This window comes from Mesorhizobium sp. CA13 (assembly GCF_020165235.1).
Lineage (GTDB): Bacteria > Pseudomonadota > Alphaproteobacteria > Rhizobiales > Rhizobiaceae > Mesorhizobium.
In genome coordinates this window covers 24,001-47,775 of record NZ_JAIUHS010000021.1, presented here as the reverse complement: position 1 = coordinate 47,775, position 23,775 = coordinate 24,001, and the positions used below count along the sequence as shown (strand labels likewise).

Annotated in this window: 22 protein-coding genes and 1 tRNA gene; 10 read left to right on the top strand and 13 right to left on the bottom strand. The window is 62.7% G+C overall.

The genetic code is table 11. From position 1 onward, the window contains the following. Positions 1-475: 475 nt before the first annotated feature. The 3 genes from LB566_RS29345 to LB566_RS29335 all read right to left on the bottom strand — a co-directional run bounded on the left by LB566_RS29345 (position 476) and on the right by LB566_RS29335 (position 2,826). A complete protein-coding gene (locus LB566_RS29345; RefSeq protein WP_224629565.1) occupies positions 476-979 on the bottom strand; it encodes a hypothetical protein in 504 nt (167 codons plus the stop codon). A 108-nt stretch (positions 980-1,087) separates the two neighbouring features. Beyond that, positions 1,088-2,659: a tyrosine-type recombinase/integrase gene (locus tag LB566_RS29340; RefSeq protein WP_224629564.1), complete on the bottom strand. Its 1,572-nt coding sequence runs from the start codon at positions 2,657-2,659 to the stop codon at positions 1,088-1,090. A 92-nt stretch (positions 2,660-2,751) separates the two neighbouring features. After that, a tRNA-Thr gene (locus tag LB566_RS29335) sits at positions 2,752-2,826 on the bottom strand. A gap of 160 nt (positions 2,827-2,986) precedes the next feature. On the opposite strand from LB566_RS29335, the gene LB566_RS29330 reads away from it, so the two are divergent. The 9 genes from LB566_RS29330 (at position 2,987) to yacG (ending at position 8,750) form a co-directional block, all read left to right on the top strand. After that, positions 2,987-3,235, top strand: a complete 249-nt coding sequence (locus tag LB566_RS29330; RefSeq protein ID WP_224629560.1) for a hypothetical protein — start codon at positions 2,987-2,989, stop codon at positions 3,233-3,235. Positions 3,236-3,379: 144 nt separating this feature from the next. Then, positions 3,380-4,672 (top strand): UDP-N-acetylglucosamine 1-carboxyvinyltransferase, encoded by a 1,293-nt coding sequence (gene murA / locus LB566_RS29325; RefSeq protein ID WP_224629557.1) that lies wholly within the window; start codon positions 3,380-3,382, stop codon positions 4,670-4,672. Between the two features lie 139 nt (positions 4,673-4,811). Continuing rightward, positions 4,812-5,246, top strand: coding sequence for a DUF2948 family protein (locus LB566_RS29320; RefSeq protein ID WP_140501047.1), 435 nt, complete (start codon positions 4,812-4,814; stop codon positions 5,244-5,246). 3 nt (positions 5,247-5,249) lie between these two features. After that, a complete protein-coding gene (gene hisD, locus LB566_RS29315) occupies positions 5,250-6,542 on the top strand; it encodes a histidinol dehydrogenase (RefSeq protein WP_224629555.1) in 1,293 nt (430 codons plus the stop codon). Positions 6,543-6,547: 5 nt separating this feature from the next. Then, the gene (locus LB566_RS29310; RefSeq protein WP_224629554.1) at positions 6,548-7,033 is read left to right on the top strand and encodes a UPF0262 family protein; all 486 of its coding nucleotides are present in this window, start codon (positions 6,548-6,550) and stop codon (positions 7,031-7,033) included. A gap of 48 nt (positions 7,034-7,081) precedes the next feature. Then, a complete protein-coding gene (locus LB566_RS29305) occupies positions 7,082-7,492 on the top strand; it encodes a low molecular weight phosphatase family protein (RefSeq protein ID WP_263498433.1) in 411 nt (136 codons plus the stop codon). A 196-nt stretch (positions 7,493-7,688) separates the two neighbouring features. Beyond that, on the top strand, positions 7,689-7,907 hold the full coding sequence (infA, locus tag LB566_RS29300; RefSeq protein WP_006200926.1) for a translation initiation factor IF-1: 219 nt from the start codon (positions 7,689-7,691) through the stop codon (positions 7,905-7,907). Between the two features lie 22 nt (positions 7,908-7,929). Further along, positions 7,930-8,556 carry a Maf-like protein gene (locus tag LB566_RS29295; RefSeq protein WP_224629553.1) on the top strand — a complete coding sequence of 209 codons (627 nt, stop codon included), beginning with the start codon at positions 7,930-7,932 and terminating at the stop codon, positions 8,554-8,556. After that, positions 8,553-8,750 carry a DNA gyrase inhibitor YacG gene (gene yacG / locus LB566_RS29290; protein WP_140552671.1) on the top strand — a complete coding sequence of 66 codons (198 nt, stop codon included), beginning with the start codon at positions 8,553-8,555 and terminating at the stop codon, positions 8,748-8,750. Before LB566_RS29295 ends, yacG begins: the two co-directional genes overlap by 4 nt. Positions 8,751-8,763: 13 nt before the next feature. Here the strand turns inward: yacG and LB566_RS29285 are convergent, their stop codons facing one another. From LB566_RS29285 to LB566_RS29260, 6 genes are all read right to left on the bottom strand, one after another. After that, positions 8,764-10,134, bottom strand: coding sequence for an alpha-glucosidase/alpha-galactosidase (locus LB566_RS29285; RefSeq protein ID WP_224629543.1), 1,371 nt, complete (start codon positions 10,132-10,134; stop codon positions 8,764-8,766). A 19-nt stretch (positions 10,135-10,153) separates the two neighbouring features. Beyond that, on the bottom strand, positions 10,154-11,821 hold the full coding sequence (locus LB566_RS29280) for an ABC transporter ATP-binding protein (protein ID WP_224629541.1): 1,668 nt from the start codon (positions 11,819-11,821) through the stop codon (positions 10,154-10,156). A gap of 10 nt (positions 11,822-11,831) precedes the next feature. After that, complete coding sequence (locus LB566_RS29275; RefSeq protein ID WP_224629537.1) at positions 11,832-12,968, bottom strand: ABC transporter permease; 1,137 nt, start codon at positions 12,966-12,968, stop codon at positions 11,832-11,834. Continuing rightward, positions 12,969-13,976, bottom strand: a complete 1,008-nt coding sequence (locus tag LB566_RS29270) for an ABC transporter permease (protein WP_140686535.1) — start codon at positions 13,974-13,976, stop codon at positions 12,969-12,971. It abuts the gene before it with no gap. Positions 13,977-14,087: 111 nt separating this feature from the next. Then, on the bottom strand, positions 14,088-16,169 hold the full coding sequence (locus tag LB566_RS29265) for an ABC transporter substrate-binding protein (RefSeq protein WP_224629534.1): 2,082 nt from the start codon (positions 16,167-16,169) through the stop codon (positions 14,088-14,090). A gap of 109 nt (positions 16,170-16,278) precedes the next feature. After that, positions 16,279-17,745 carry an alpha-glucosidase/alpha-galactosidase gene (locus tag LB566_RS29260; RefSeq protein WP_224629531.1) on the bottom strand — a complete coding sequence of 489 codons (1,467 nt, stop codon included), beginning with the start codon at positions 17,743-17,745 and terminating at the stop codon, positions 16,279-16,281. Positions 17,746-17,989: 244 nt separating this feature from the next. On the opposite strand from LB566_RS29260, the gene LB566_RS29255 reads away from it, so the two are divergent. Further along, positions 17,990-18,865, top strand: a complete 876-nt coding sequence (locus tag LB566_RS29255; RefSeq protein ID WP_263498435.1) for an AraC family transcriptional regulator — start codon at positions 17,990-17,992, stop codon at positions 18,863-18,865. Between the two features lie 36 nt (positions 18,866-18,901). Here the strand turns inward: LB566_RS29255 and LB566_RS29250 are convergent, their stop codons facing one another. From LB566_RS29250 to LB566_RS29235, 4 genes are read right to left on the bottom strand one after another with little or no spacing between them, the layout of a single operon-like run. Beyond that, complete coding sequence (locus tag LB566_RS29250) at positions 18,902-20,929, bottom strand: aldo/keto reductase (protein ID WP_224629525.1); 2,028 nt, start codon at positions 20,927-20,929, stop codon at positions 18,902-18,904. A 36-nt stretch (positions 20,930-20,965) separates the two neighbouring features. After that, on the bottom strand, positions 20,966-22,045 hold the full coding sequence (locus LB566_RS29245; RefSeq protein ID WP_224629517.1) for an ABC transporter ATP-binding protein: 1,080 nt from the start codon (positions 22,043-22,045) through the stop codon (positions 20,966-20,968). Positions 22,046-22,053: 8 nt separating this feature from the next. Next, positions 22,054-22,890 (bottom strand): carbohydrate ABC transporter permease, encoded by an 837-nt coding sequence (locus LB566_RS29240; protein ID WP_224629516.1) that lies wholly within the window; start codon positions 22,888-22,890, stop codon positions 22,054-22,056. Then, positions 22,887-23,747 carry a carbohydrate ABC transporter permease gene (locus LB566_RS29235; protein WP_224629514.1) on the bottom strand — a complete coding sequence of 287 codons (861 nt, stop codon included), beginning with the start codon at positions 23,745-23,747 and terminating at the stop codon, positions 22,887-22,889. Before LB566_RS29235 ends, LB566_RS29240 begins: the two co-directional genes overlap by 4 nt. Positions 23,748-23,775 lie beyond the last annotated feature (28 nt).

Genomic DNA, 23,775 nt, shown 5'->3' with positions numbered 1-23,775 from the left:
ACTTCCTTCTTTGCATTCCCACTCTCCAGTTCCGTCAAACACCTTATCTCGGTGTCCACGAAACCGGCAGCAGCCCAAACCGCCAGGCCTGCGCTCAAGCGGATCCTGCGAGCTAAGGGGCTCAAGATTCGCCCGTTGAACAGGCTCGGTAGCGGGGCCTCAGGTAGCCTTCTCGCCTACGAGACCCTGAATGGCCGAGTAGCGATGGCCCTAGAGAAGCTGGGCCAGAGGGAGGCCTCGTGAGGGTTCCGGTTCAAGGCCTACACTGACCAAGTTATTAGGTCGCCAGAGTCGTTGATTCGGTGCACCCTATGCTCGGAAAGCCGATTTCCCGGGCGAAAAGGCCAACTGAAGAAAGTTTTGGTGGGAAAAACTTGCCAATTTTCATCCTGCGGCGCGGCTGTCTGGCATTTCAGTGCACCGATCTGCCGGGAAACAAATGGATTGCTTAGCTAGGAGCTCCAACGACATTGCCTCAGCCAGTTCGCGATTGATCTCGGCCCCATTGCCAGCAGGCATCGCGCGTTTGGTGATGAAATGAAAGCGCGTCCGCCACTGCAAAGCCGAGCCGCCTGGCCCCAGCGGCAAAGCCCTCTAATGCGCTTGCTTCCAGTTCTCCGGTGTCGCGACCGCTCTCATTGACGCAAATTGCAGGCAGCATGGGTAAGTTGCGAACATGGCAGACATCAAGGAGCCGATCGAGGTGTCCGTTCGCACCGCTCATGCGATGTCGGGCTTGGCTCCATTCTACGTTGCTTGCCTTTGCTAGATCGCCATAGGTGACGCATCGTTGCTCGATCGCCGCTTGGGAGAGCAATTCGAGAGACTTGTCGATGCTGAGGTGACCCTTTCCCTGACTCCGCCGCGCTCGCTCCTCTAGCAATTGCAGGTAAAGTGGCGCACCTGTCGCACGCTTTTGTTCGTGGTTGCGTATCCACTGATCGATTTCGGCGTCTTTCTTCTCGGACAAGTTCGCCACATGGTTCTCCTTCGCTCAGTGGCTGCAACAATCCTGTTGTCAGGGACAAGTGGAATCTCGGCAAATGCGCTTCAAGTATCCGTTTCAAGATTTGGTGAAACGTCGTTTTCAATATTCGTATCGTGGCATTTGTCCAATCGCAGAAGCCTTCGCCGAGATGGTCACGTCCCCATAGTCGTCACCCGCGGTGCGTCCTGCATGACCTTGGATTGCATCCAGCGTCCGGTCTGCAATGCCTACTTCGCGGCCGACTGTTTTGAACCGGTGACGCCAGCCATGACTGGGGCTGACGCCTTCGGGAATGACTTTCTGCGCCTGCAACCACTGGCTTACCCGACCGGCGACGGTTCGGGCCGGCAGAGACCCATCTTTCTTCTTGGAAGCTGGATAGAAGAGCGGACCGTCGGCAGCGGCATTCACAAAGGTCATAAAGCCCAGCTCCACTAGCTGCTTGTGCAATGGAACATCGCGATAATTGCCAGCTTTGACGGAACCGGCGTCCGGCGCAATCCGGACCACCGGGACACCCTTCTCATAGCGAAAGTCCTGCTTCCGAAGCTGAGTGATCTCGGCAATTCGAGCGCCCGTGTGCGCGCACAAGATCGGCGACCACCGTTTGGCTGCGGTCGTTTGGGGCGCTTCGCGCGTCCGCGGATTATCGGAGTGTTTTGGCTGGTAATCTCGAGCCAGCTTCAAAACGGCAACAGCCTCGTCCGTGGTGAAGCCCTGTTCGCGCGAACGCTGTTTTTTCGAAACCTTGATCCGCACGTTCTCCGCGACGTTTGTCTTGAGCCGATCGTTGTTGACAGCCCACTTCAAGATCGTTCGAACAGAGGTCAAGTAGACGTCACTGACGGTCTTGCTCGCCAGCACCTTCAGGTTTGCATCTTTCCACTCCAGCAGGTTCTGCTTGGTAAGTTTGCGGGCGTCGTCGTGGCCGATGAACTTGGATAAGTTGGCGAAAACGGGCGTCCAGCGCTTACGGGCCTCTCTGCCCTTCCCGTCGGCAGCGCGCTCATCAAGGTAGTCGATAAGCAGGCCCTTCAGCGACACGGGCTCAAGCTCATCCTCAGCGGGCTGGGCGGTCGTTAGCAGGGGATGCGAGGGGCTACCTGTGAAGTCACCCTCGTTTCGTTCGCCCCGCCTCGCCAATGCCTCATAGCTCGAAACACAAAGGGCTCTTGCGATCTGGCGCCATTCCGCGCTTCCCTTCGGCGCTGCGTGATTGCCCAAAGTTCGGTAGCGTTCGATTCGATCGCCCACTAGCAGTTCAAGCTGGTCATCAGACAGCTTTCCAGAATAGCCTTCGCGGAAGGGCAGCCCCTCATCATAGCCCACGTCAAAGGACGCATATTGATGGTGATTAGCTCGGATTTCTTCGTCAAAGGTCAGCTGCGCCTGGTAATCGCGAACCGCAATTTGGGGCGGAGACAGCGGATAGCGCCCGGTAGTTATGGATCGTTCGCCGGCATCGATTGCCCGGCGCTCGCCGAGTGCTATCCTGTTCTGTAGGGCTGCGACCGCCCCAGGGAGTGTCTTCAACGCCGCCCGGTAGTCAGGCCCGAGGGCCGTTCGCAGCTCCGTCTTGCCTTCCATGTAGGGACGCAGCTCTTTCGGAACGACGAGCCGAGCAAAATAGCGGCCGTCCCGGTTTAGGAGATTTCGAACGCGACCAGCCATCAAGTCCATCCCATTTGTTACGGTTTTTGTAACGTCAGAATGGACACAGAGCCTTGCATGTCAAGGGCTTCAGCGATTTCAATGGGATAGGCTGGTGCTGCGAGAGAGGATTGAACTCTCGACCTCTCCCTTACCAAGGGAGTGCTCTACCACTGAGCTACCGCAGCCGCTGATGGCGGGGCTTCTGCCATATCGAACCGGCAAGCGCAAGGCCAAGTGCAATGCATCTGTGAAAGCCTTGCCGGATAGGTTCTGATGACATGGCCGCGCCACAATGTTGGTTATGCCTGAATAGCGGGCTGGCCGGCCGCCGGCTAGGACGGGACGATGAACGACACGACAACTCCACCGAAAAAGGGCGGCACCGGCCGCAAGGACCGGCTGGCCGAGCAGTTGCGCGCGAATCTGCTGAAACGCAAGGCGCAGTCGCGCTCGCGGCGCGCGGGCGACGCTGACAAACAGCGCACCGGCGACGCTGACAAGCAGCGCACCGGCGACGCCGACAAACAGCGCGCGGGCGACGCGGACCAGCGGACTGACGGGCTCGGCGCGGTGAAGGAAATACAAAAAGATTAACTCAAATCAGCCACTCTTGGGTCGGGTGCCAGGAAATCCTATTTCTTGAACCAGCCTAATTCTTGAACCAGATTGGCCGATGGTCTAGACGGGCCGATACTCAAACGATTGAAACCGGCTTTCGGGGCCGAGGGGATAGTCTTCATGGATCGCATCAGAATTGTCGGCGGCAACAAGCTCGCCGGAAGCATTCCGATCTCGGGCGCGAAAAACGCCGCCCTGCCGCTGATGATCGCGTCCCTTCTGACTGACGACACGCTGACGCTCGAAAACGTGCCGCATCTGGCCGATGTCGAGCAGCTGATCCGCATCCTGGGCAATCACGGCGTCGACTATTCGGTCAACGGACGCCGCGAAAAGCAGAATGAAGGCTATTCGCGCACCATCAATTTCTCCGCCCGCAACATCGTCGACACGACGGCCCCTTACGAGCTGGTGTCGAAGATGCGCGCTTCGTTCTGGGTCATCGGCCCGCTGCTGGCCCGCATGGGCGAGGCCAAGGTGTCGTTGCCGGGCGGCTGCGCCATCGGCACGCGGCCGGTCGACCTGTTCCTGGAAGGCCTGCAGGTGCTGGGCGCCGACATCGACGTCGACACCGGCTACGTCATCGCCAAGACCAGGAATGGCCGCCTCGTCGGCAACCGTTACGTCTTTCCGAAAGTGTCGGTCGGCGCCACCCATGTGCTCATGATGGCCGCGTCGCTCGCCAAGGGCGAGACGGTGCTCGAAAACGCCGCCTGCGAGCCCGAGATCGTCAACCTCGCCGAATGCCTCAATGCCATGGGCGCCAAGATTTCCGGCGCCGGCACGCCGACCATCACCATCGACGGCGTCGAGGCGCTGTCGGGCGCGCGCGTGCGCGTCATCCCGGACCGCATCGAGACCGGCACCTATGCCATGGCCGTCGCCATGACCGGCGGCGACGTCGTGCTCGAAGGCGCGCGTTCCGACCTGCTGCAGACCGCGCTGGACGTGATCTCGCAGACAGGCGCCGAGATCACGCAGACGAATTCCGGCATCCGCGTCAAGCGCAACGGCGCCGGCATTTCGCCGGTCGACGTGACGACGGCGCCCTTCCCGGCCTTCCCGACCGATCTGCAGGCGCAGTTCATGGGGCTGATGACCATGGCCAAGGGCAAGTCGCGCATCACCGAGACCATCTTCGAAAACCGCTTCATGCATGTGCAGGAACTGGCGCGCCTGGGCGCCCACATCACGCTTTCGGGCCAGACGGCGATCGTCGAGGGCGTGCCGAAATTGAAGGGCGCGCCTGTCATGGCGACCGACCTTCGCGCTTCCGTTTCGCTGGTCATCGCCGGCCTGGCGGCCGAAGGCGAAACCACGGTCAACCGCGTCTATCATCTCGACCGCGGCTTCGAGCGGCTGGAAGAAAAGCTGTCCAGTTGCGGCGCCGTGATCGAGCGCATTTCGGCTTAGGCCCGCCTCACGGCTGCGCGGACCGGAACGACCTCCGGATTCCTGCTCGAGCATGATCTTTTCCGAAAAGCGGTTTCCACTTTTCGGGATCATGCTCTAACAGAAGGCTGAACAGTCAATTTTCAGGTGCGAAATCCGCATGAACGGCCTCAAGCTTATCGCCCTCGACGACCAGGACCTGAGCATCGTATCCGCCCATGTCCAGGACGCCGTGATGAAAGTCTCGGACCTTGAATACCTTCCCGCGGCCAAGCGTTTCGTGCTGACCATGAACCGTTTCGTCTGGGAGGCCAAATCGGGCTTCTTTCGCCAGCATAACGAGCGGCGCCAGGCCGTGCTGCATTTCGATCGGGTTCTGGGCGCCAAAACCAGCGGCATTGCCCGCGACAAGCCGGCCGAAGTGCTGTCGCTGCTGGCGATCAGCTTCATCGAGATCAGCAAGCCGGCCGGTATCGTCGAGCTGATCTTTTCAGGAGGCGGCGCGATCATGCTCGATGTCGAATGCATCGAGGCCCGCCTTGCCGATGTCGGCGGCGCGTGGGAAGCCACGTCGCGTCCCGTGCACAGGGCCTGAGCGATGGCCATCACGCTTCGCCAGTCCGACGCCGATTTCGAACAGCGTTTCGCCGCTTTCCTCACCACCAAGAGGGAAGTGTCGGCCGACGTCGACGCGGCCGTGCGCCAGATCATCGCGCGCGTGCGCGCCGACGGCGACGCCGCCCTCGTCGACTTTACCAGACGCTTCGACCGGGCCGACCTCAGGGAACTCGGCATTGCCGTGTCGAAGGACGAGATCGCCCGCGCCTATGCCGCTTGCGACCACCAGACGATCGAGGCGCTCGAATTCGCGCGCGACCGCATCCGCGCCTATCACGAGCGGCAGCGGCCGACGGACGACCGCTTTACCGATGCCGCGGGCGTCGAGCTCGGCTGGCGGTGGACCGCGGTCGAGGCGGTCGGGCTTTACGTGCCGGGCGGCACTGCGAGCTATCCGAGCTCGGTGCTGATGAACGCCATACCGGCCAAGGTCGCCGGCGTGGAGCGCATCGTCATGGTGGTGCCGGCACCGGGCGGCGTCATCAATCCGCTCGTGCTGGTGGCGGCCGACCTTGCCGGCGTGCCGGAAATCTATCGCGTCGGCGGCGCCCAGGCGATCGCTGCCCTGGCCTATGGCACCGAGACGATAAAGCCGGTCGCCAAGATCGTCGGCCCTGGCAATGCCTATGTCGCGGCGGCCAAGCGCCAGGTGTTCGGCACGGTCGGCATCGACATGATCGCCGGCCCCTCGGAAGTGCTCGTCGTGGCCGATGGCGACAATGATCCCGACTGGATCGCCGCCGATCTCCTGGCCCAGGCCGAACATGACGCGTCGGCGCAGTCGATCCTGATCACCGACGATCCGGCCTTTGGCAAGGCGGTGGCGGAGGCGGTCGAACGGCAGTTGCCGGGCCTGCCGCGGGCGGAGACGGCGGCGGCGAGTTGGCGCGATTTCGGCGCGGTGATCGAGGTCGAGGCGATCGAGGCAGCGCTGCCGCTGGTCGACCGCATCGCGGCCGAGCATGTCGAACTGGCAATCGACGACGCCGAGGGTTTCCTGTCGCGGATGCACAATGCCGGTGCCGTGTTTCTCGGCCGCCATACGCCCGAAGCCATCGGCGACTATGTCGGCGGTTCCAACCACGTGCTGCCGACGGCGCGCTCGGCGCGTTTCTCGTCAGGCCTTTCGGTACTCGATTTCGTCAAGCGCACCTCGATCCTGAAGCTCGGGCCCGAGCAATTGCGGGCGCTGGCGCCCGCCGCGATCGCGCTGGCCAAGGCGGAAGGGCTCGACGCGCATGGACGCTCCGTCGCTATCCGGCTGAACATGTAGGCGCCATGTCGGGCTCCGATCAAACCCGTGCGAGGCTGATCGATGTCGAACTCGATGAATCGATCGGCCGTTCGACGCCGGACGTCGAGCACGAACGCGCGGTGGCGATCTTCGACCTGATCGAGGAGAACAGTTTTCAGCCGGTCAACGACAGCGGCGCCGGCCCCTACCGGCTGAAGCTGTCGCTGGCCGAGTCCCGCCTGGTTTTCGCCGTGACGCGCGACGACGGTTCCGCCGTGGTCACCCATATCCTGTCGCTGACGCCGCTCAGGCGCATCGTCAAGGACTACTACCTGATCTGCGAAAGCTATTACGACGCCATTCGCTCCTCGACGCCGAGCCATATCGAGGCGATCGACATGGGTCGCCGCGGCCTGCACAACGAAGGTTCGCAGACGTTGATGGACCGGCTCGCCGGCAAGATCGACATCGATTTCGACACGGCGCGCCGGCTGTTCACGCTGGTCTGCGTGCTCCATTGGCGGGGTTAACCCCTGACCGCCGGCGCGCCGCCCCGTTCGATCCTGTTCCTGTGCGGCATGAATGCCGTGCGCTCGCCGATGGCCGAGCTGTTGGCGCGGCGCATGCTGCCGGCCACCACCTTCGTCGCCTCGGCGGGCGTGCGCAGCGGCGAGCGTGACCCGTTCGTCGATGCCGTGCTTGCCGAGGAAGGCCTGTCGCTGGGCGAGCGCCACCCAAGGACGATGGACGAGCTGGAAGACGACTATTTCGATCTCATCGTCACGCTCGCGCCGGAGGCGCACCATGCCGCGCTGGAGCTCACCCGCTCGCTCGCCGTCGAGGTCGAATACTGGCCGACGCCGGACCCTACCGGCGCCGGCGGCACGCGCGAGCAGATCATCGCGGCCTATCGCGATGTGCGCGAACGGCTGAAGTTGCGCATAGGCCGACGTTTTTTGCTTCCGGAAGCAAAAAACACGACGGATTAAGCGTGTTCACAAGCCGACGATTATCATATAGGTTCCGCCGAATTTCCGGCTGGAGTCGGATGCGATTGGGTCTCTTCGACCTGACAGGATCCGACTCCAGATCAAAGAAGTAGAGCATGATGTCGTCCGAAAACCGCTTCACACTTTTCGGCATCATGCTCTAAACGCCGGGAAACCATCCAAGCAAAGGTATCGAATGCCGAAGGAAGAAGTCCTCGAGTTTCCGGGTGTCGTCACGGAACTGCTGCCCAACGCCATGTTCCGGGTGAAACTCGAAAACGAACACGAAATCATAGCCCATACGGCCGGCCGCATGCGCAAGAACCGCATCCGCGTGCTGACCGGCGACAAGGTTCTGGTCGAGATGACGCCTTACGACCTGACCAAGGGCCGCATCACCTATCGTTTCAAGTAAGATCAAGGCCGACTGGTCCGCGATGAGCATTTTGCTGAAGCTGGTGCTTGCCTCGGGTTCGCCGCGCCGCATCGAACTGTTGCAGCAGGCCGGCATCGAGCCGGACCGCATACTGCCTGCCGACATCGACGAGGCGCCGCTGCGTGCCGAGCATCCGCGCTCGCTGGCCAAAAGGCTTTCGAAGGAAAAGGCCGAAAAGGCGTTCGCCTCGCTGAAGTCGGAAACCGACTACGCGCCGGCCTTGGTGCTGGCCGCCGACACGGTGGTCGCCGTCGGGCGGCGCATCCTGCCCAAGGCCGAGACGCTCGACGATGCCGCCAACTGTCTCGGATTGCTGTCGGGGCGTTCGCACCGGGTCTATTCCGGCATCTGCCTGATCACGCCCGGCGGCAAACTGCGCCAGCGGCTTGTCGAGACGCGGGTGCGGTTCAAGCGGCTGCCGCGCGAGGAGATCGACGCCTATGTCGCGTCGGGGGAATGGCGCGGCAAGGCCGGCGGCTATGCCGTACAGGGGCTTGCGGGCGCTTTCGTCGTCAAGCTGGTCGGCTCCTACACCAATGTGGTCGGCTTGCCGCTTTACGAGACCGTCGCGTTGCTTTCGGGCGAAGGCTTCAAAGTCCATCAAAACTGGTCCACGGCGCGGCCATGAGCTCGGACGACAAGGTGACGCCGCTGCGGCCAAAGCGCCCCTGCCCCGAATGCGGCAAGCCTTCGGCGCGCGAGACCTATCCGTTCTGCTCGAAGCGCTGCAAGGACATCGACCTCAACCGCTGGCTGAAGGGCGCCTATGTCATCAAAGCCCGCGACGACGAGGAAGAACCAGACGCCGACGAGCCGAAATGAGAGACCGAGCCCATCAGGCAGCTTCAGTCTTGCGGCTTGTCCGCGCCCAGGCCGGCAGCCAGTCGCCGTGAGCGGCAAGAAGCTCATCCACCAGTGACCAGATCTGGTCGAGATCGAGCTCGGCTGCCGTGTGCGGATCCATCATCGCCGCATGATAGATGTGTTCCCGGTCCTCGCTCATCAGCGCCCGCACCGTCAGTTCCTGCACGTTGATGTTGGTGCGGATCAGCGCCGTCAATTGCGGCGGCAGATCGCCGATGTAAGTCGGCTGGATGCCGGAGGCGTCGACCAGGCACGGCACCTCGGCGGCGCATTCGCGGGGCAGCGAGGTGATGCAGCCATTGTTTCGGACATTGCCGTAGATCACCGATGGCTCGCCGGTCCAGACGGAATTCATGATCGAGGAGGCATATTCCTTCGACTGCTCGACCTCGATGCGCTCGGCCGAGCGGTAGGCTTCCGCCTGCCCCCGCCAACGCTCGATCTGCTCGATGCAGCGCTTGGGATATTCATCCAGCGGAATGCCATATTTCTCGATCAGGTCGGGACGGCCGCTCTTGATGAAATAGGGCGTGTATTCGGCGAAATGCTCGGAGCTTTCGGTGACGAAATAACCGAGCCGGGTCAGCATTTCGTAACGCACCTTGTTGGGGCAGCGCGGATTCCAGCCGGGCTTGGGCGCGCGGCCCTCGCGATAGGCGCGCAGGAGATCTGGGTAGAGGTCGCGGTAGGAGCCGTCGGGCTGGCGATGCTCGAACTTCAGGTAGAAGGCCATGTGGTTGATGCCGGCCGAGCGATAGCGGATGTCCTCGTAGGAAAGATCGAGATCGTGCGCCAGTTCCATCGCGGTGCCCTGCACCGAGTGGCAGAGGCCGACCTGCCTGATCTCTGGATATCTCTCCGATATCGCCCAGGTGTTGATCGCCATCGGGTTGACGTATTGCAGCATGATCGCTTCGGGGCAGACGGCGAGCATGTCCTCGCAGATCTTCCACAGATGCGGCACGGTCCTCAAGCCTCGCATGATGCCGCCGACGCCGAGCGTATCGGCAATCGTCTGGCGCAGGCCATATTTCTTCGGCACTTCGAAGTCGGTGACGGTGCAGGGCTCGTAGCCGCCGATCTGGAAGGCGACGACGACGAAGTCGGCGCCGGCCAGCGCCTTGCGCTGGTCGGAATAGGTCTCCGCTTTCGCCTTCACGCCGAGCGTCGCGATCAGCTTGTTGACGACGACGGCACTCTCTTCCAGGCGCTGCGGATCGATGTCCATCAGCGCGATCGTCGCGCCCGAAAGCGCCGGCCGCTGCAGCACGTCGCCGACGATGTTCTTCATGAACACGGTCGAGCCGGCGCCGATGAAAGTGATCCTGGGATTTCTTGCCACGCTAACCTCCGGCATGTGTTCAGGCCACGTCGAAAGCGGCCCGGACGAGCCGTTCGGTGTAGGCGGTCTTGGGATTGGTGAGGACCTCGTCGACAGGCCCCTGCTCGACGATCTTGCCGTGCTGCATGACGATGACGCGGTGGCACAGAGCGCGAACCACCTTGAGGTCGTGCGAGATGAAGAGATAGCTCAAGCCGCGCTCGTCCTGCAGCTTGCGCAAGAGATCGATGATCTGCGCCTGGACGGAGAGGTCCAGCGCCGAAGTCGGCTCGTCGAGCAGGATGAATTCGGGTTCCAATGCGATGGCTCGGGCGATGGCGATGCGCTGGCGCTGGCCGCCGGAGAATTCGTGGGGGAACCGTGAGAGAATGTCGCCGGGCATGCCGGCGCTGACCAGCGCCTCGCGCACGCGCTCGACCCGCTCGCGCTGCGTCGCCCCGATGCTGTTGACGACCAGCCCTTCCTCGATGATCTGCCCGATCGTCATACGCGGGTTGAGCGAGGAGAAGGGATCCTGGAAGACGATCTGCATGCGCGACCGCAGCGGCCGCATCTCATTGCGAGACAGACCTTCGATAGGCTGGCCGTCGAAACGGATCTCACCGCGCTTGGCATCGATCAGCCTCAGCAGCGCCTGGCCAAAAGTGGTCTTGCCGGAGCCGGATTCGCCGACCAGCCCCAGTGTTTCGTGGCGACAAAGCTTGAGATCGAGATCGTCGACGGCGACCAGCTCGCGCCAGTCCGGTTTGAGGAAAGTGCCGTGGCGCAGCATGAAGCAGACGCGCACCCCGTTCGCTTCGAGAATGGTGCCGGAGCCCTCCGGCAGCGGCTGTGGCCGCCCGCGCGGTTCGGAGGCAAGCAGTCGTTGCGTATAAGGATGCTGGGGATCGGAGAACAGACGTTCGGTGACGTTGTGTTCGCGCATTTCTCCATGCTGCATGACATAGACGTAGTCGGAGAATTTGCGCACGACCGTGAGGTCATGGGTGATCAGGATCACCGCCATACGCAGCTCTTTCTGCAGATTGCGGATCAGGTTCAGGATCTGTGCCTGGACGGTGACGTCGAGCGCCGTCGTCGGCTCGTCGGCGATGAGCACGTCGGGATCGTTGGCCAGCGCCATGGCGATCATCACGCGCTGGCGCTGGCCGCCCGAAAGCTGATGCGGATATTGCTTGAGCCGCGCGACCGGATCCGGGATCTGGACATGCTGCAGGAGTTCGAGCGCCCGTGCCCAGGCTTGCCGCCGGCCGACCTTGCGATGAACCCTGATCGCCTCGACGATCTGGCTGCCGATCGTGTAGATTGGATTGAGCGAGCTCATCGGCTCCTGGAAGATCATCGAGATGCGGTTGCCGCGCAGCTTGCGCCGGGCGCTCTCGGGGAACTTCAGGATGTTCTGCCCATCATAACAGACGGTCGATCTCGGCGACACGGTGGCGCGCCGGGACAGCAATCCCATGACGGTGCGCGCCGTCACCGATTTGCCGGAACCGGATTCGCCGACGATGGCAATCGTCTCGCCGCGATAGAGCTGGAACGAGACGTCCTTGACCGCCTCGACCGTGCCGTGCTCGACCTTGAAGGCGACCTCGATGTTGCGGGCATCGATCACGGGTTCTCCCTGGCGTCCGTCATGGTCGTGCCGGACGGACGGTGCGAAGGGTTCGGCGAGCGCGAGCGTCATCCCAGCCACCTCAATAAGGATCGACGGCGTCGCGCAGCCCGTCGCCCAGCGCGTTGAAGGCAAAGACGGTGACCAGCACGAAACCGACGGGCGACAGGATCCACGGATAAGTGCCGATGACGGAGTAGGTCGCGGTGTCCTGCAGCATCAGCCCCCAGGAGATCAGCGGCGGCTTCACCGCGAAGCCGAGAAAACCGAGGAATGATTCGAGCAGCACAACCGTGGGGATCGCCAACGTCACCGCGACGATCACATGGCTCATCACATTGGGGAAGATGTGCTGCATGATGATGCGCCGGTCGGTGGCGCCGACCGCCATGGCGGCGCGTACGTATTCAATGCGCGCCAGCGCCAACGTCTTGCCGCGCACCTCGCGCGACATCTGCGCCCAGCCCAGGGCCGACATCACGATGATGACGAAGGCGAGGAAGACGTTGGTAGGCGCGGTGACCGGGATCAGCGTCGTCAGCGCCAGATAGAGCGGCAGCTGCGGGAAGGCCAGCACGAGCTCGACGAAGCGCTGCATCCAGACATCGAACCGACCGCCGAAATAGCCGGAAGCCATGCCGACCGTAGTGCCAATGACGGTGATGATGAAGACCACCGTCAGCGCGATCATCAGCGAGACGCGCGAGCCATGGATGGCGCGCGAGAGCACGTCGCGTCCGAACTTGTCGGTGCCGAGAAAATGCACCGGCTGGCCGTCCATCGAGCCGAAGAAATGCCGGTTCGCCCCAATGAGCCCGAAGAGCCTGTAGGGCGCGCCCTCGACGAAGAAGCCGAGCAGTCTTGGATGATCATAGTCAGGGCCGACGATGGGCTGGAAGGTGACCGGATCGAGATCCGCCGAATCCGCCAGCGCATAGACCCTGGGCCGGGCGACGAAATTGCCGTCCCTGTCGTGGAAAACAGGGGTTTGCGGCGGCGCGAAGGCGACATCGGTCACCTTCGGGTCCATCGGCGCCAGGAACTCCGCGAACACCGCCATAAGGATCAGCAGCACGACGAGCCAGAACCCCGCCATGCCGGTCCAGGAGCGCTTCAGCCGGCGCCAGACGAGCGCGGTGTAGCTCTCGTTGCCGCGCGCGGGTCTCTCGACAGGTCCTTCAGCCGGCAGCGGCGGTGGCGATGTATCGCGGGCCAGCATCTAGCTCTCCCCGAACTGGCGCACGCGTGGATCGAGCAGGACCAGCAACATGTCGGCGATGATGTTGCCGACGATCAGCGTCGCCGACAGCACCATCATGAAAGTGGCGGTGACATAGACGTCGCCGACCGCCATCGAACCGACGATCGCCGGGCCGACGGTCGGCAGCGCGAAGATGATCGCCGTCTCGATTTCGCCGGTCAGCATGTAAGGCAGCACCACGCCCTGATACATGACCAGCGGATGCAGCGCATTGGGCACGGCGTGTCGCATGACGACGGCGCTGCCGGTCAGTCCCTTGGCCCTGGCCGTCTCGACATATTGCGCATTCAGCGTGTCGAGCAGATTGCCGCGCATGACGCGCATGTTGTAGGCGAGCCCGCCGAAGGTGGCGATCGCGACCACCGGCCAGACATGCTTGACCAGATCGACGAACTTGGCCCACGACCATGGCGCGCCGCCATATTGCGGTGAGAAGAAGCTGCCTATCTCCGAGACGTTGAACTGGAAGACCAGGAGATAGACGATGATCAGCGCCATCAGGAAGCGCGGCACCGTCATGCCGAGGAAGGAGATGGCCGAAAGTGTCGAGTCGATCCAGGTGTATTGCCGGGTCGCCGCCCAGATGCCGAAGGTGATGCCGAGCACCGAGGCGAGCAGATGGCACACAAGCGCCAGGATGAGGGTGCGCGGCAGACGCTCGCCCACGACGTCGGCCACCGGCTTGTTGTAGTAGAGGCTGTAGCCGAAATCACCGCGGGTGACGATGCCGCCGATCCAGTTGAGATACTGGACGGGCAGCGGCTTATCGAGGCCATGTTCGATCCTGTAGGCGTTGGCCTGCGCGTCGGCTTCGGCGAAGGAAGCGCCGCCCTGGTTGATCAACTGCGAGCGGATGTAGTCGGCATAGTCGCCGGGCGGTGCCTGGATAATGGCGAAGGTGACGAGGCTCAGTATGGCAAGGACCGGGATTGCCGACGCTATGCGCATGAGCAGAAATCGCAGCATGGACGGTCCGCTTCCTCGTCTTGCCGATCGCGTCTTTTTGGTGCGTTCGGAGGTTGCCTTTGTCCGGCCGCGCCAGCGGCGCGGCCGGAGGTCTCAGTCAGGGAGGTAAACTTACATCGGGCCCTTGTCTCCAGGCTTGCCGGGCAGCTCTTCCGGGAACAATTCGTATTTCGCCTGCTTGTCGGCCGCCACGAAGACCCGCTCGCGGATGATCGAATCCTCTGCCCAGTTGAACATGTAGATCGGCGTGCCCTTTGGAACGTTGGAGAAGCGTTTGTTGACGATCAGCGCACCGGGATATTCCGTCAGGCCGATATTGTAGACGTGCTCCGTCGAAATCTTCTGGAAGTCTCTCATCAGGGCGGCGCGCTGATCATTGTCCTCAGACGTGACAAATTTGTTGACGATGTCGACGAGGTCCTTCTCGAAAGGCATCAGGTCGACCTCGCCGCTTTCAGGTGCGCGGTGATCCCAGCTGGTCTTGGGGCCGACGGGAGCGAGCTGCACGGTGTTCTGCACGACGGATGTCAACTCCTGGTCATTCCGCCGGATCAGCCAGTCGAAGCGCCCGGAATATTGCGAGGCATCGCGCTGGGTGCCGTTGAGGCCGTTTAGCACGATCCGCAGCCCGAGTTTCTCCATCTGGGCGACGACGCCTTCGGCGAGGCTCTTGTCGGTACCGTAGTCATTGTTGACCAGCATGACGATCTCGACATTCTTGCCGCCGGCGGTGCCGGCCGGGAAGTTCACGAAACCGTCGCCATCGGTATCCTTGAGGCCGGCCTTGGCGAGTTCGGCCTTGGCGCCCTCGAGGTCGAAAGGATAGTAGACCGTCGACTTGCGGTCATAGAAGCTGGTGCCCGAGGAGAAGCCACCAGGATAAATGGCGGTGAACGGCCCCTTGACCAGCGAGTTGCCGAGTGCCTTGCGGTCGAGCGCCATGGTGACGGCCTTGCGGAAATCCTCGTTGCGGTTCAGCTCGCGGATCGCCTGGCCGCGCTCATCCGGGTTGCCCCAGCCATTGGCGGAAAAGTTCAGGCGCAGATTGTAGCCGATGAGCCGCGGGCCGAAGGCAAGACGGGCCGGCGCATTCGCCTCGGCAGCCCGCTTCAGCGAGGCGACGAAGTTCTCCGGCTGCTCCAGATTGGAGAAGTCACCCGAGCCGGCCACCGCCTGGACATCGCGGTCGGCCCAGGTGGACAGCTTGTAATGCAACTCGTTGAGGTAGGGCAGCTGGTTGCCCTTCTCGTCGACCTTCCAATAGTAAGGATTGCGGCGCATGACGATGATGTCGTCGGGCCGGTATTCGACCGGCACCCAGGCGCCCATGACCGGCATGTTCATATATTCCGGCGGGAAGGCGTTCTTGAACTGGTCGTAGGTGTTCTTCGAATATTTCGGATGTTGCGGCTTCAATATGTGCGCGGGGCCGGGGCAGAAGGTGCCGTAGGCCATTGCGTAGAGATACTGTTTCGGGAAGGCCTCCTTGAAGGTCCACTCGACGGTGTAGTCGTCGATCTTCTTCAGCGTCGTGCCGACGCCGAAGGTTTCCTGCGTCGCGCCGTTGAGCGGAGAGACATTGGGATCGATGACCTCGTCATCCCAGTAGAACATGACGTCGTCGGCGTTGAAGGGCGCGCCGTCGGACCATTTGGCGCCCTCGACGAGATGCATGGTGAGCTTGTGGCCATCCGTCGACCAATCCCAGCTTTTGGCGAGGTTGGGCAGCGGCTCGGTGTCCTTGGCCTCGACCTGGAACAGCGGCGCGGTGCGCGTCAGGCACTCGGATAGGCCGATGTCGATGCCGCCCCAGCCCTGCGTCTGGCCGGCGCCGTAGTTCCAGCCTTCCGGCCGCCCGCCGATGACATGGCGCATCGTATCGCCATAGACACCGATGCCATCCGGCATGTTTCCCGTCTTGAAGACCAGCGGCTCGTTCGGCAGCCTGTCCTTCACCGGCGGCAGCTTGCCGGTCTTGACGTATTTCTCGGTCACCCAATCCGGCTCGTGATATTGCGGCAGCGCCTTGAACTCCAGGATGGAGTCACGCGGCACATAGGTGATCTTGCCTTCGGCCGGAAACGTCGCCGGTACCGGCGGGACCGTCGGCTCGGAGGCGAAAGCGTTGAGCGCGGGGACGGAGACGCTCAGCGCCAGTCCCGCGACCATGCCAATGCTGCGTATGTTCCTCATTGTCTCCTCCCTCGTGTTCAGACGTTTTGTTTTGCTGCTGCTCGTCTTGTGCCTGGACGGCTGACTGCGGTGGATCTACCTCCCGTGGATCCGCCGTCGAACCCGGTTTTCAGCCAGCCTGCTTCAGCGCGGCCTTCTCGGCGCGCAACTCCTCGATCGAGCGGACGCTGCGCCGCGCGGCACCCGCCCATTCGCGGGTCTTGACCCTGGATTTGGACAACCGCTCTTTTGCCGCCGGAACCGCATGCGCATATTGCGGCAGCCAGGCCGCCTGGGCGACGACCATCTCGTCGACCATCTGCCAGACCTCTTCCGGCGTCGACACCGCGCCGACCAGCGGGTCATGCAGCACGGCGAGCTTGAGCAGGTCGATATCGCCGGATATGGCGGCATGCACCGACATGCGCTGGACATTGATCGAGGACATGCAGGTCGCGGCACATGCCTCCGGCAAGGTGATGCCGGCCGCCATGTTGATGCCGAAGCGGTCGACGAAGCCGGGGGATTCGATGATGGCGTCCTGCGGCAAATTGGTGATGACACCATCATTCTTGACGTTGAAGTGGCCGCGATAGACGCGGTTGGTCTCCAGCGCCTCCAATATGTGGCTGGCATGCTCGTTGGAGCGCTTTGACGGATCGATCGGCTTCGACGCCGCTTCGAGGAATTGCGGATACTCCGTCTCGAACCAGTTGCGGGTCTCGGTGGAATAACGGAGATAGCCGCCCGTCTCGCCATGGATCCAATCGGACATGTCGATCCAGCGGGTGATCTCGTCCGGACGCTTGCGGTACCAGGGAAGGTATTCGGACAAATGGCCGTTGCTTTCCGTCGAATAGACGCCGAAGCGCTTCAACACGTCTATGCGCAGCTTTTCCTGCCTTGAATAGACCGGATGCGCCTCGAAGGCGGCGACCAGCTCGTCCTTGCCGATTTCGCGGCCGTTCAGGCGCAGCTCGATGAACCAGGTCTGGTGGTTGATGCCGGAACAGACATAGTCGAGTTCCCGAGGCGACTTCGCGCCCAGCACCTCGGCGATCTGCTCGGCGCCGTGCTGAACGCCGTGGCACAGCCCGACCGTGTCGACCTTGCCGTACTCGATCGCCGCCCAGGTGTTCATCGCCATCGGGTTGGCATAGTTGAGGAATTTCGCATCGGTCTCGGCGACCTCGCGTATATCCTTGCAGAAATCGAGGATCACCGGGATGTTGCGCTGGCCATAGAGGATGCCGCCGGCGCAGATCGTGTCGCCGACGCATTGGTCGATGCCATATTTCAAGGGGATCCTGATATCGTCGGCATAGGCTTCGAGGCCACCGACCCGCACACAGCTGATGACATAACGTGCGCCCTCGAGCGCCTTGCGGCGGTCTGTCGTCGCCGTCACTTTGGTCGGCAATTTGTTGGCTTCGACGATCCGGTCGAGGATCGCCTTGATCATCTGGAGATTGTGCTCGCTGACATCGGTCAGCGCGAATTCGATGCCCTTGAACTCCGGCACGCACAATATGTCGGTGAACAGCTTCTTGGTGAATCCGACGCTGCCGGCGCCGATAATAGCGATTTTGAAACTCATCACCTTCACCTCGATCCGATCGAATGCTAGGCAAGGAGCAGCAAGGGAGGACATAGCCACACGCCAAGGCGCGCGTGCCAATCGAGCCGGATTCCGGCTTTTCTCCTCCCGCCCGCTCCTCGACCGCGGGTTCTTCGCGTTCTTGAGGAGCCGATTATGCGCTTATTCGCGAGCGCGACCAGAGAAGGATTATGCTTTCAAGGGTAATTTTGTGCTGCGGGATCTGATCGCCAACGGACAGTCGATGCGCACGATCTCGCTGCCGCGCGGTCGCCAGCGCCTGCATGCCATGCCGACGAGCACCGGCTACGAAGTGCGCGAGCGCGAAATCTACGATTGGGACGGGCGCAAGCGCGGCCAGACGCCATTCACCGTGCTCCAGCACACGATCAACGGAAGCGGCCGGCTTCGCTATGAGAACCGCAACTATCGCCTGCAGCAGAACGACACGCTGCTGGTGCTGGTGCCGCACAACCACCGCTACTGGCTGGCCAAGGACGAGCGCTGGGAATATTTCTGGATCTCGATGAATGGCGAGGAGGCGCTGCGCATCCACAAATCGATCCTCGACGTTTCGGGTCCGGTCTTTCGGCTGCAGCCGGAGACGATCGATCACCTCGCCGATTGCAGCCTGCGGCTCATAAACGGGGCCGCTGCGCCGGGGGCAGCGTCGGCGATCGCCTACGAGGCGGCGATGGCGCTCTATGACGATGTCTTCGGCTCGCATGCCTTTGCCGAAAAGCAGAGCGCCATGCAGCCGGTCATCGACCACATCAACGCCAATCTCGACAGGCCGCTACCGGTCGCGGACCTCGTCCAGATCAGCGGCCTCAGCCGGGCGCACTTCTCGCGCTGCTTCGCCGAGAGCGAAGGCATCCCGCCCGCGGAGTTCGTGCTGCAGCAGCGGCTGCAACGGGCCGCCAAGCTTTTGACCAAGGCTGACTTCCTGCCGGTGAAGGAAGTCGCCATCCTGTGCGGCTTCGAGGACGCGAACTATTTCTCGAAGGTCTTCCGCCGCTGTTACGGCATTAGCCCGGGCCAGTTCCGCACCACCGGCATGTATGCCAGCATGAGGGTTCCGGCCAGGCGCGACATCAGGGTGTCCGACGACGAGACCTGACCCCGTCGCCGTCCCGCGCACCTTGGACGACATGCACTACGCCGCTTGCCGGCTGCCGCCGTCCAGCCATTGGAGATCGGCAGGTGAAAGCGCGATGTCGAGGGCGTGCAAGCTGTCGTCCAGTTCGCCCAGCGTGCGCGGGCCGATCAACGGCACCGAGGGGAAAGGCTGGTTGAGCACATAGGCGAGCGCGATATGGATCGGGCTCTTGCCCAGCCGCGCGGCAAGTTCGATCGCCCGGTCGCGGCGGCCGAAATTGCGCTCCGAGTACCAGACCCGCACCAGTTCTTCATTGTCGCGCCGGTCGCGCCCGGCGCGTTCGGTGAAGAAGCCGCGCCCCTGGCTTGACCAGGCGAAATTAGGCATCTGCCGCGCGGTCAGCCAGGCCTTCCAATCATCGGTGGAGGAGGTCACGCAACCGGCCCAGATCGGCTCCAGCATTTCGGCCAGCGAAAAATTGTTGGATAGCGCGCCCGGCTTCTGCTTGCCGGTGCGCTCGGCATAGGCGATCGCCTCGTCCATGCGCTGCATCGTCCAGTTCGAGCCGCCGAACGGGCCACGGATGCGGCCGGCCTTCACTTCGCGGTCCATGGCATCGACGAATTCGCCGACCGGCACGTCCGGATTGTCGCGATGCATGAAATAGATGTCGACATGATCGGTCTGCAGGCGGTCCAGCGACTGGCCAAGCTGCTTGCCGATCACGTCGGGATAGCAGAGCGGCGAATGCGCGCCCTTGGCGATGACCACCGACCGCTCGCGCACGCCACGGTTCTTCAGCCACTCGCCAAGCAGTTTTTCGGTGTAGCCGGCGCCATAGACAAAACCGGTGTCGAAGAGATTGCCGCCGGCCTCGAAGAAAGCATCGAGCAGGATCGAGCCCGAGGAGAAGGTGCGGAAATCCTCGAAGCCGAGCGCCACCACCGAGGCCGGTTTCGCCAAGCCGGGAATGGCGCGCTTGCCGATCGCCGTTCCTGCGGACCGCAGAGGCCGGCCGGAGATGGTGTTGGTGCGCAGCGAAGCCTTCTCGATCTCGTACTCCAGCCCCACGGCCGCGCGCCATCTGTCGAGCACGCGCAATGTGCCGAGGCTGTCGGCCCAGGCCATGCCCGGCCAGGCGAATTCCTGCCGGCCGGCAAGGATGGCCTCGCCGGCGGCGTCGACCTCAAAGGAATAGACGTGACGCTTTTCGTTCACGCTGATGGTTTCGCGCACACCGTCCGCGCCGATCACATCGATCCGGCCCAAGCCGACATCGCGGTCGCCGCCGGCGAACCAGAAATCCGGCACCTCAATGCGGCCCCTGGTGCCGAAGATGCGCAGCACATTGTCCTGGTTGAGCGAGATGCTGCAGGACACCTCGGCGACGACGCCACCTGGAAAATGCAGCAGCGCGGACGCCCATTCGTCGACGCCGGACTGGCCAAGATGGGCAACGCCGGCCACCTTGTCCGGCTCGATGAACGGCTTGCCAGCCGCGGCGCCGGCAATCAGCCGCGCCATCGAGACGGGATAGCCGCCGACGTCCAGAATGCCGCCGCCGGCGAGGTCGTCGGCGTAGAGCCGATGCTGCGGCATGAAATCAGGCATGGCGAAGCCGAAGCTCGACTTGATCATCCTGATCTCGCCGATGACGCCGGATTTGATCAGTTCCACCAGCTTCAGCGTCTGCGGGTGCAGCCGGTACATGAAGGCCTCGCCGAGGAAGGTGCCGGCCTTGCGCGCGGCATGCGTCATGGCGTCGGCCTCGAAGGCGGTCAGCGCCAGCGGTTTTTCGCACAGCACGTGCTTTCCCGCTTCCGCCGCCCGGATCGCCCATTGCGCATGGCCAGGATGCGGGACCGAAATGTAGATCGCGTCGATTTCCGCGTCAGTGAGCAATGCTTCGTAGCCGTCGAGAATGCGCGCGCCGGGGAAGCTCTGCGCCAGGCCCGGCTTGCCCGGATCGCGCGTACCGATGGCGACCACCTTTCCGTTGTGGGAGCCGGCGACGCCGCCGGCGAAGGCCTTGGCGATGCTGCCCGGGCCAAGAATGCCCCAGCGGATGGGCGTGGTTGCAGTCATTGTCATTCTCCTTGCGAGATGGGAAAGGGCGGCCGATCAGCGCAGCCGCAGCCCTTTTTCGTCGAACAGGTAGGATTTGCGGATGGATACGATGATCTCTGATGTCTCGGGGACCCTGGCCGCGTCGCGCTGGATCACCACGTCCTCGCCATTGGCCGTTCGTGCGTAGAGAAAGCTCGTGCCGCCCAGGTGCTCGACCACATCGATGGTGACGGCAAGATCGGCGTCGCCCTCCCCGGCGCTGCCGAAATGTTCGGGCCGCACGCCAACGATGACCTTGCTGCCGATTTCAGACACCGCGCCCGTCAGCGGCTGCGTGATACGGGTCTTCTCCTGGCCAGCGAGTTCCACCACGACGCAGCGCGCATCGCAGCCGACGACGCGGCCCTTGATGAAATTCATCTTCGGCGAGCCGACGAAACCGGCCACGAACTGATTGTCGGGATTGTCATAAAGATCGAGCGGGCGGCCGATCTGCTCGACATGGCCGCCGCGCAGCACGACGATCCGGTCGGCGAGCGTCATCGCCTCGGTCTGGTCGTGCGTGACATAGACCATGGTGGTGCCGAGCTCCTTGTGCAGGCGCGAGATCTCGACCCGCATCTGGACGCGCAGTTCGGCGTCGAGATTGGACAGCGGCTCGTCGAACAGGAACACTTGCGGCTCGCGCACGATGGCGCGGCCGATGGCGACGCGCTGGCGCTGTCCGCCGGACAGTTTCTTCGGGCGGCGGTCCATCAGTTCGCTGATGCGCAGGATCTCGGCCGCGCGCTTCACCCGCCGGTCGGTATCGGCCTTCGGATTGCCGGTCATGCGCAGCCCGAAGGAAAGGTTCTGCTCCACGTTCATGTGCGGATAGAGCGCATAGGACTGGAAGACCATCGCGATGCCGCGGTCGGCCGGCTCGACATCGTTGACCACCTTGCCGCCGATGGCGATCTCGCCGTCGCTGATGTCCTCCAGCCCGGCGATCATCCTGAGCAACGTGGACTTGCCGCAGCCGGAGGGACCAACAAAGACGACGAACTCGCCGTCCCTGATGTCGATATTGGCGCCATGGACGACTTCGAAGACGCCGAAGCGCTTGACGACATTGTTGAGCGTGACGTTCGCCATGCTTACCCTTACTTGACGGCGCCGGCGGCAATGCCGGCAATGAAATGGCGTTGCAGCAGCACGAACACGATCAGCATCGGCACGGTCAGCATTACCGCGCCCGCCATGATGCCGCCCCACGACACTTTGGTAAGGCCGATCAGCGTGCCGAGCGCCACCGGCGCGGTCATCGCGCCCGGCTGGCTGTTGATCAAAAGCGGCCAGAGGTAATTGTTCCAGGACGCCAGGAACAGGATGATGCAAAGCGCGGCCAGCATCGGCCGTGCCAGCGGCAGCGCGATGAAGACGAAGATGCGCCACTCCTTCACGCCTTCGACGCGGGCGGCATCGAACAGGTCATCGGGCATCATGGAAAAGCTCTGGCGCATGAACAGCACGCCAAGCGAATTGAACAGCGGCGGCACGATCAGCGCCACCCAGGTGTTGGCGAGCTTGAAATCGCGCGCCACCATGATGAATTGCGGGATCAGCACCACCGCGTATGGAAGCGTGATGGTGCCCAGGATGATGGCGACGACAACGCCCTTGCCGACGAAGCGGTAGCGGGCCAGCGCCCAGCCGGCCATGGAGGTCAGCAGCACCGACAGAAAGGTGTAGGTGACCGCCACCGAGACGGAGATGAAAATCGCGCCGACAAAGTCGGTGTCGCGCTGCAGGTTGTTGAAATTGTCCACGAAATTGCCGTGCGGCAAAAGCTCGATGCCGGGGCTGAAGATGCCGTTGTCCGGCATGGTCGAGAACACGACCATCATCCACAGTGGAAACAGCCAGATCAGCGCCAGTGGCGTCAGGAAAAGATGCAGCAAGAGGCTGCGCCTCAGGCGAGCGGACGAGAGCGAACTCATTGCTTCTCCCTCGTCAGCCACAGTTGCACCAGCGTGATGGCGATCGCCAACCCCGCCATGGTGTAGGCGACGGCCGAGGCGTAGCCGAAATTGAGCGACCGGAAGCCTTGGCGATAGAGCAGCAGGCCGAGCGTCTCGGTGCCGCCGCCCGGCCCGCCGCGTTCGGTGATCAGGAACGGTTCGGTGAACAGCTGCATGGTGCCGATGATCGACAGCACTGTGCAGAACACGATGACCGGCTTCAAAAGCGGCAAGGTGATGAAGAAGAACTGCTTGGGCTTGCTGACCCGGTCGAGCGTCGCCGCCTCGTAGACATCCTCGGGGATGGACTGCATGCCGGCGAGCAGGATGATGGCGTTGTAGCCGGCCCAGCGCCAGGTGACCGCGATCATGATCAGCGCCATGGCCGGCGTGACATTGGAGAACCAGTCGATCTTGGGCAGTCCGACGCTGTTCAGGAGCTTGTTGATGATGCCGAAATCGAGATTGAACATCAGCCGGAACACCGCGGAGTAGGCGACCTCGCCGACGACGACCGGAGCGAAGAAGGCGAAACGGTACAGCCCTCGCGCCTTCAAGAGCGGCGAATTCAAAAGCACGGCCATAACCATCGCCAGCGCGATCATCACCGGCACCTGGATGACGAGGATGAGCAGCGTGTTCTTCAGCGCGTTGAAAAAGGCCGGATCGCCGATCAGCCGGCCCCAGTTGAAGCCGGGCGCAAAGCGCCAGGGCACGGTGCGCGTCGCCTGGAACGAGATCAGGAACGAAGAGATGATCGGCCATACCCAGAAGACGGAGAAGATCAGCAGGTAGGGCGCGAGGAAACGATAGGCCGTGGCGTTGCGGTTGCGCATCCTGCTCCTCCTTCTCTCGTCGGCGTTT

Excerpts from the sequence above, each read along its gene's own strand:
- infA (WP_006200926.1), top strand. The coding sequence starts at position 7,689 with ATGCCGAAGGAAGAAGTCCTCGAGTTTCCGGGTGTCGTCACGGAACTG.
- LB566_RS29235 (WP_224629514.1), bottom strand. The coding sequence starts at position 23,747 with ATGCGCAACCGCAACGCCACGGCCTATCGTTTCCTCGCGCCCTACCTG.
- LB566_RS29330 (WP_224629560.1), top strand. The coding sequence starts at position 2,987 with ATGAACGACACGACAACTCCACCGAAAAAGGGCGGCACCGGCCGCAAG.
- LB566_RS29275 (WP_224629537.1), bottom strand. The coding sequence starts at position 12,968 with ATGCTGGCCCGCGATACATCGCCACCGCCGCTGCCGGCTGAAGGACCT.
- LB566_RS29320 (WP_140501047.1), top strand. The coding sequence starts at position 4,812 with ATGAACGGCCTCAAGCTTATCGCCCTCGACGACCAGGACCTGAGCATC.
- yacG (WP_140552671.1), top strand. The coding sequence starts at position 8,553 with ATGAGCTCGGACGACAAGGTGACGCCGCTGCGGCCAAAGCGCCCCTGC.
- hisD (WP_224629555.1), top strand. The coding sequence starts at position 5,250 with ATGGCCATCACGCTTCGCCAGTCCGACGCCGATTTCGAACAGCGTTTC.
- LB566_RS29310 (WP_224629554.1), top strand. The coding sequence starts at position 6,548 with ATGTCGGGCTCCGATCAAACCCGTGCGAGGCTGATCGATGTCGAACTC.
- LB566_RS29245 (WP_224629517.1), bottom strand. The coding sequence starts at position 22,045 with ATGGCGAACGTCACGCTCAACAATGTCGTCAAGCGCTTCGGCGTCTTC.
- LB566_RS29250 (WP_224629525.1), bottom strand. The coding sequence starts at position 20,929 with ATGACTGCAACCACGCCCATCCGCTGGGGCATTCTTGGCCCGGGCAGC.
- murA (WP_224629557.1), top strand. The coding sequence starts at position 3,380 with ATGGATCGCATCAGAATTGTCGGCGGCAACAAGCTCGCCGGAAGCATT.
- LB566_RS29270 (WP_140686535.1), bottom strand. The coding sequence starts at position 13,976 with ATGCTGCGATTTCTGCTCATGCGCATAGCGTCGGCAATCCCGGTCCTT.
- LB566_RS29295 (WP_224629553.1), top strand. The coding sequence starts at position 7,930 with ATGAGCATTTTGCTGAAGCTGGTGCTTGCCTCGGGTTCGCCGCGCCGC.
- LB566_RS29255 (WP_263498435.1), top strand. The coding sequence starts at position 17,990 with ATGCGCACGATCTCGCTGCCGCGCGGTCGCCAGCGCCTGCATGCCATG.
- LB566_RS29340 (WP_224629564.1), bottom strand. The coding sequence starts at position 2,659 with ATGGCTGGTCGCGTTCGAAATCTCCTAAACCGGGACGGCCGCTATTTT.
- LB566_RS29260 (WP_224629531.1), bottom strand. The coding sequence starts at position 17,745 with ATGAGTTTCAAAATCGCTATTATCGGCGCCGGCAGCGTCGGATTCACC.
- LB566_RS29305 (WP_263498433.1), top strand. The coding sequence starts at position 7,082 with ATGAATGCCGTGCGCTCGCCGATGGCCGAGCTGTTGGCGCGGCGCATG.
- LB566_RS29265 (WP_224629534.1), bottom strand. The coding sequence starts at position 16,169 with ATGAGGAACATACGCAGCATTGGCATGGTCGCGGGACTGGCGCTGAGC.
- LB566_RS29280 (WP_224629541.1), bottom strand. The coding sequence starts at position 11,821 with ATGACGCTCGCGCTCGCCGAACCCTTCGCACCGTCCGTCCGGCACGAC.
- LB566_RS29240 (WP_224629516.1), bottom strand. The coding sequence starts at position 22,890 with ATGAGTTCGCTCTCGTCCGCTCGCCTGAGGCGCAGCCTCTTGCTGCAT.